This window comes from Tychonema sp. LEGE 07196, from assembly GCF_963890365.1.
Classification (GTDB): domain Bacteria; phylum Cyanobacteriota; class Cyanobacteriia; order Cyanobacteriales; family Microcoleaceae; genus Microcoleus.
The window spans coordinates 1-7,009 of record NZ_CAWPRX010000134.1 but is presented as its reverse complement, the minus strand read 5'-3'; the positions used below and the strand labels follow the sequence as shown (position 1 = coordinate 7,009).

Genomic DNA, 7,009 nt, shown 5'->3' with positions numbered 1-7,009 from the left:
CTCCCAATCTCCCCCTCAATCACCATACACAATCTAGATACAACAACTTATGTATCCTCATCGAGGACTTCCAGCACTGATTTCGGCAACAATTTATCTTTAAACCAAACTACTTTTGCTGGCACATCTTTTACATTCACCCCAGCTTTTTCCAAATTGAGACGTTCGGAAATCGCTAAAATCAAATTATCGCATTCAGACTTTTGTACTTGAGCAAATTTCTTTTGTAAATACTCCGGCCGCCAATAGCCAACTATTTCTAATATAAACACTCGCCCGTCGGGATGCACTAAGCGAAAATCGGGAATCATCACGCTTCCGGGAATCGGAATTAAATCAACTTCTCGTTCGAGTTTCCACTCGGTTTTTAAGCTGTCCCACCTGTCAGCAAATGCTGCTTCTAACATACTATCATAGGGTTTCCCTGGGGGGTAGTGGCTGACTAAACCGCAGTCGGAATTTAGGGTGAATTTACCTGTTTTCACAACACCGCTAAAAGCATCTTTGGTTTGCAGGGTTGAGTGCATACTCCACTTGGTGACGTGTAGGAGTGCGGGCAGCATTTTGGCGAGGGCTAAGCCGTAGCGGGTGCTGGGTTTAAACAAGCTTGTGGGCCCGTCGATTGTGAGGGTAAAACCGTGGTCTGCATCGCCTTCAATGTATGTCATTAACTGAAATAGTTTCAGATAGCGAAATAGGAGTTTGTATTCTCCTGGATCGTTGCGGTGGGCGGTTAATTTGACTTGACTGGCGCGGTAAAATATGCCTTGAACTTGAGAAAGGTTGTATCTGTGAAGCAAGTTTTCGGGTGTTGGTGCGTCAAATTGGGTGAGGATTTTGTTTTCGTTTAAATCGGCGTATAAACCTGTTTTGATTTCGTGGGTAAAAACTTCTCTGTTTAAGTCTTGGCTGAGCTCTGTGGCTACTGTTTCGAGGGTTATTTGGGTGGATTGTGGGCTGGGAGTCGATCGCGCTGACAACGCAAATACTCGCTGTCTCAAGTCTGATGGTTCTAGGGGACTGATGACTTCCAAGGTGGAGAAACCGCCCTTCAGCAGGTGCGCTAATCCGCGTTTGAGGCGATAGTCGGGGCTGTCGCCTTCTAATTCCAGCAAGCGTCCGTCGAGTTCGCCTTGGGTTTTGCCGATCGACTCTTGGAAACAGTTGATCATTTCTGTCGCTGCTTCTAAGTTTTTCGCATCTATCTTGAGACGTAGGGGAATGATTGATTCTCCGTTTTGGCGGTGGCTTAGTAAGTCGGTTGGTAGCATTTGTGAATAGTTTTATTTTTAACGAACCGCGAAGGCGCAAAGGACGCGAAGGGAAGAAGGAAGGAAGAAGAATTTAGGTTGGCTACCAGGGAATTTCATCATCTTCTCCCCATTTGGCTGGTGATTCTGCGGCTTTTTTTGTGGTTTCTCGGTTGACTCCGTAAATTGGTGTTGGTTTGACAGTTTCTAATTTCGGATATTCGGTTGGTGGTGGTTCAGTTTGTGTCTTTGGTTGCGGTTTGTGAAGCTGCATTCCTCCTCGGCGGCGCTGGGATGTTCTTTCTTCGCTGGTGTCTTCGGTGACTACTTCGTAGAGAATTGCTAACTTGTTGGCATCGCTGCTTTTGCGGAGAACTCGACCCAATCTTTGGATGTATTCGCGTTCGCTTCCTGTACCTGACAATATAATAGCAATTCTGGCATCGGGTACGTCTACTCCTTCGTTGAGGACGTGGGAGGCGACGAGGGTTTTGTATTCGCCGCTGCGGAAGCGGGCGAGAATTTCGTGCCTTTCTTTGACTGGGGTTTGGTGGGTGATTGTGGGGATGAGAAATTCTTGGGAAATTCGGTAAACTGTGGCGTTGTCTCCGGTGAAGATTAGGGTGCGCTGGGGAGAGTGTTCTGCTAGTATTTGAGCTAAGATTCGCAGTTTTCCTTCGGTACAAAGGGCGATTTCTTTGGCTTGGCGGTGGGCTAGCATGGCGCGCCTTCCCAAGGGCGATCGCGCGCTGGCCATGATAAACTGTTTCCATCCTTCGAGGCTGGATATTTTGATGTTAGACTGTTTTAAGAAGTCGTTGCGAATGTTCATGAATTCGCTGTAGCGATCGGTTTCTTCTTTTGACAGTTTGACCATGATTTGAACTATTTTATGTTCGGCTAACGCGTCGCCTGCCAAATCTTCCGGTCTTTTGCTATATACTGTCGGGCCGACGAGGAAATGTAAATCGCTGTGGCGGCCGTCGGTGCGATCCGGTGTTGCTGTCAGTCCGAGTCGAAAAGGGGCGATCGCATATTCGGATATTACTCGATAAAAGTCCGTTGGTAAATGGTGGCATTCGTCAAAAACCAACAACCCGTATTTATTACCTAAAGTTTCTGCATGAATGCTGGCGCTGTCGTAAGTTGCCACTAAAATTGGTGTTTTGTCCCGCGAACCTCCGCCCAACAATCCAATTTCGATGTCGGGAAAAGCAGCTTTCAAATTAGCGTACCACTGGTGCATTAAATCGAGAGTTGGTACTACAATTAATGTACTGCGGCCCGTGACCTGCATGGCTAATTGTGCCAGATAAGTTTTGCCGGAAGCGGTGGGGAGGACTACTACTCCTTGGCTTCCTGCTTGCTGCCAAGCTGCTAAGGCTTCTTTTTGATGCGGGTAAGGCTGCATTTCGACGCTGGGTACGAGTTCGAGTGGTTCGTATCCCTTGGCTTCGTCGGTGAAATTAGTACACTCAGCTTGGAGAGATTCTACCAGCGGGCGGTAGTGAATTGCCCGAATTCGGAATTTTTCCACGCGATCGTCCCACGTAGCAAAGTCCACCCAGTCTCTGCCTTTGGGCGGCGGGTGCAACAATAGCGTTCCGCGATCGAATGTTAATGTAGGTATGCGTGGCATTTGTTTTTGAGAAGCGCTGAGTGCAAGCCTGTTAAATTATAGGCGATCGATCGAATATATTGACTATTCTTGAAATTATCTGCGTTAATCCGTGTTAATCTACCCTAAATCTGCGATCGATCTAAAATTTAAGCAATTCAAATCCCACGGGATGAAACTCAAAAATTTGTTCGCCTAGCCCCAGCCGGATTGCCAAATCTAAAATTTCCAATGGTATTGTTCCGGTAGGAATTATTTTCAAGTTAGATTCGATACGATATAAGCCTGAGATTCAGAGGTTGTAGATGGAAATAGGCGTTCCCAAAGAAATCAAAGATTTAGAGTTTCGAGTAGGGCTCAGTCCCACAAGTGTCCGGGCTTGTTCGGACAAAGGTCACGCAGTTTTCGTCGAAACGAATGCTGGTGTTGGGGCCGGTTTTACCGACGAGGACTACCTTCAAGCAGGGGCTAAGATTGTATCAAAGGCTTCAGATGTCTGGAACCGGCAACTAATTGTTAAAGTTAAGGAACCGCTTCCCGTTGAGTATCCGCTGCTTCAAAAAGAGCAGTTGCTATTTACATATTTGCACTTAGCAGCCGATCGCGCATTAACCCAGCAATTAATCAACAGCGGAATCCAGGCCATCGCCTACGAAACCGTCGAACTCCCCGACCGGAAATTGCCACTGCTAACACCGATGAGCATTATTGCAGGGCGTTTGGCCGTGCAGTTTGGTGCTCGGTATCTGGAACGGCAGCAAGGCGGCAGAGGCGTACTTTTGGGCGGCGTACCGGGGGTACAACCGGGCAAAGTCGTGATTTTGGGCGGCGGAATCGTCGGCACGGAAGCAGCCCGTATTGCTGTAGGAATGGGCGCTAGAGTGCAGATTTTGGATGTAAATGTCGATCGCCTAGCCTACTTAGAAACTCTGTTCGGTTCCAGAGTAGAATACCTCTACAGCAGTCCTTTACAAATAGAAGCAGTTATCTCCGATGCAGATTTGTTAATCGGCGCAGTTTTAGTATTGGGCAAAAAAGCTCCCGTGCTCGTTTCTCGCGCATTTGTTGCCAAAATGCACCCCGGTTCTGTAATTGTTGACGTAGCCGTTGACCAAGGTGGCTGCGTGGAAACTTTGCGAGTAACTTCTCACACAAATCCTACTTATATCGAAGAAGAAGTCGTGCATTACGGCGTACCAAATATGCCCGGTGCCGTGCCTTGGACAGCGACTATAGCTTTGAATAACAGCACCTTGCCCTATGTTTTGCAGTTAGCAAATAACGGGATTAAAGCATTGGAAACCAATCCGAGTTTGGCGAAGGGATTGAACGTACAGAATCACAGATTGGTGCATCCGGCGGTGCGCGAAGTTTTCCCAGATTTAGCCGATTAAATCTAAATCCTGTAGGGTGCGTCAGGTCGTAGTTTCTCGATTAATAAACTAACACTTGGCTGACGCACCCTACAAGATTACTAAATTTTGTAGTTATTGAATAGCCTGTGCGTCGCGGTTAGATTGTCGCTTTTTCTTGAGGATCGAGGGTTAATGGCTGACACATATAGCAATCCTAAATGATTTTCTGTAGGGACACGGCACTGCCGTGTCCTTACACATAGATTCTGGGGAAATCACCGCCCGTGATAATGATTTAGAATTGCTATAGGTAGCCGAGTTGAGAACTATCTGCCAAGACAATTTTAACATAATCGGCATGGGCCATTTATTAATCGCATTCCCCAATTAAAATTTTATTGCCAAAAACACTTGACAAATTCGGGAACATAGTGCATAGTATTAATTCGTGACCGATGCGGAACTGGCGGAATTGGTAGACGCGCATGATTCAGGTTCATGTGGTGCAAGCCTTCCGGGTTCAAGTCCCGGGTTCCGCATTCCAAAAGCAGAAAAAAGTTTGGGGTTAACCCGATACAGGAAATAACCCCATTCGCTCTGCTGAATTAACACAATGCTGACAAGTATTCAAAACCCCCTAGTCAAAGAAATCCGCAAGCTGCACAGCTCGAAGGGACGCAGGGAACAACAATTATTTTTACTAGAAGGGACGCATTTGCTCGAAGAAGCTTGCGCCGCTAAACACCTGCTAGAAACAGTTTGCTGCACTCCCGAATGGTTGGATCGCCACGGGAAATTGTGGGAGCAAATTGGTAGTTTGGCCGATCGCACAGAATTAGTCAGTGAAAAAGTGTTAGAGTCGATCGCCACCACAGTTCAACCAGACGGCATCATCGCCACCGCACCCCGCACCGCCACAGCGCCGGCAGAAATATCAACTTTAGGAATAGCCCTCGAAACAATCCAAGATCCCGGCAACTTGGGGGCGATCGTCCGCACGGCCGCGGCTGCTAATGCCGACGGTTTGCTGCTGAGCGCCGACAGCGCCGATTTTGACCATCCCAAGGTGCTGCGCGCCTCAGCAGGAGCTTGGTTTAAGCTGCCCGTAGCAGTCACTCCAGATTTAACCGCCGCAGTCTCCGGGTACAAAAATCGGGGAATGCAAATATTAGCAACCGTTGCCGGTGCGAGTTTAACTTATTGGGAAGTAGATTTGCGAGTGCCGACTCTGATAGTTTTGGGCAACGAAGGCTCTGGTTTGTCGCCAGAATTGAAAAGTTTGGCCGATCGACAAATCCAAATCCCCCTAAGCCGCAACGTAGAATCATTAAATGTGTCGATCGCCTCTGCCCTCATCCTGTACGAAGCTCAGCGGCAAAGAAGTCAGTCGATGTGAGATTTACTCGCCTTTTCGTGGGGCTGGTGGTGTGAGTCGAGCCGCTGATATTGTGGAACAGGTGATATCTACAGGGAAACCTGTTTTAACTCAAAAATAGAAATAAAGGGATTTGACAATTTTAAAATAATGGCAAAATAGCAAGAATATTGTGCCATTATTGCAAATTTTTTATTGAGAAAATCCTAAAGTATAGGGAACAATAAAGTCCGATGTTTTAATCTGGGGATGTTTTTGCAATAAATTAGCAATTTTTTGCTGAATATCTAAAGTATCCGGTATTTTAATGTCATTTTTGCGCGTATTTTCTTGGGAGAAATTTGAACCACTCTGAGAATCTTTTGTAAATACTTTACAAGTTTGGGAAACTTGAGAAATCGGCAAATCACAATAATTAAAAATCTCACCGATCGTCTGTTGGGGAGCGGCAACTAAATCTTCATATCGAATAGCACAGATCGGAATATCTTGTTGGCAAAGTAATAGGTAACGGTGCATTACAGACAGCCACATAGTTGTATATAAATCAGTGGCATTAGAGTCGGTAAAATCTATATAGCTGGCATACTCCTTAAGTAAAGGAACTACTCGACTATATGCTTCTATGTTCTGTGCTATTATCGGCAGCATGGCACTCAAATGGACAAAAGCACGGATAGATGATTTCACGACATCTCGAGCATTGCGATACATAAAAATTAGCTTGGCATCAGGTAATACGCTGTATATTAAGTCTGCGATTTCAATGCCAAAACTACGCAATTTAAGTGCACAATGGGAAGGGTTGCCTTTTACAGTCGGTTTGCAGAGAAGATAAATACAACTTTTTAGTAATTGTCCGAGTGCTTCATCATTACTGCCATCGGGGTTACGGATGGCGACAATCTGGGAAAAAATATCTGGTTCTGATAAACTGAGGACTGTATCAACTTGACTAAATACTTTACTTAACAAAGTAGACCCACAGCGTCCAACGGAATAAATCATCGTAATTTTGCCAATTGAATCGTCTATATTGGCAGCCAGTTGGTAAAATTCTGGATAGGGGACGGCAATTAATCGCTGGGCATATTCATACTGCGCTTGGTAAAGAAAAGGAGCCTCATAAATATCAATATCTGAAGGCGTTTCTACAAAAATGGCTTGTTGATTTTCCAGATCGAGGCAATATAAAGTGAGATGGGGATTCTGAATAATAATTTGGGGATCGATAGCCTCTCCTAATTCATAGCTAAAATCTTGCAGATTGGCGATGAGACTAGCAGGGGTTCTATTTTTGCTCTGAATGTGAAGAATTTTGGTATTCACGATCATTAAGTAAAAACTAAATTTTATGTGAAATAGGTTTGGTATTTAATACGGAGTAATACTAAGAGTATCACCCAGAAAC

At 45.6% G+C, this 7,009-nt stretch carries 5 protein-coding genes and 1 tRNA gene; 3 read left to right on the top strand and 3 right to left on the bottom strand.

Translation table 11 applies throughout. The features are described 5' to 3' along the window. Positions 1–47: 47 nt before the first annotated feature. Positions 48–1,271, bottom strand: a complete 1,224-nt coding sequence (locus AACV78_RS15840) for a DUF790 family protein (RefSeq protein ID WP_194012892.1) — start codon at positions 1,269–1,271, stop codon at positions 48–50. Between the two features lie 82 nt (positions 1,272–1,353). Next, on the bottom strand, positions 1,354–2,889 hold the full coding sequence (locus AACV78_RS15835; RefSeq protein ID WP_194012891.1) for a DEAD/DEAH box helicase: 1,536 nt from the start codon (positions 2,887–2,889) through the stop codon (positions 1,354–1,356). 284 nt (positions 2,890–3,173) lie between these two features. Between AACV78_RS15835 and ald the strand changes: the two genes are divergently transcribed. The 3 genes from ald (at position 3,174) to AACV78_RS15820 (ending at position 5,619) form a co-directional block, all read left to right on the top strand. Further along, a complete protein-coding gene (gene ald / locus AACV78_RS15830) occupies positions 3,174–4,262 on the top strand; it encodes an alanine dehydrogenase (RefSeq protein ID WP_194012890.1) in 1,089 nt (362 codons plus the stop codon). Positions 4,263–4,680: 418 nt separating this feature from the next. Then, positions 4,681–4,762: transfer RNA gene (locus AACV78_RS15825), tRNA-Leu, on the top strand. Between the two features lie 74 nt (positions 4,763–4,836). After that, the gene (locus tag AACV78_RS15820; protein WP_194012889.1) at positions 4,837–5,619 is read left to right on the top strand and encodes a TrmH family RNA methyltransferase; all 783 of its coding nucleotides are present in this window, start codon (positions 4,837–4,839) and stop codon (positions 5,617–5,619) included. Between the two features lie 171 nt (positions 5,620–5,790). On the opposite strand, the gene AACV78_RS15815 is transcribed toward AACV78_RS15820, so the two are convergent. Next, positions 5,791–6,927, bottom strand: coding sequence for a sulfotransferase (locus AACV78_RS15815; RefSeq protein WP_194012888.1), 1,137 nt, complete (start codon positions 6,925–6,927; stop codon positions 5,791–5,793). Positions 6,928–7,009 lie beyond the last annotated feature (82 nt).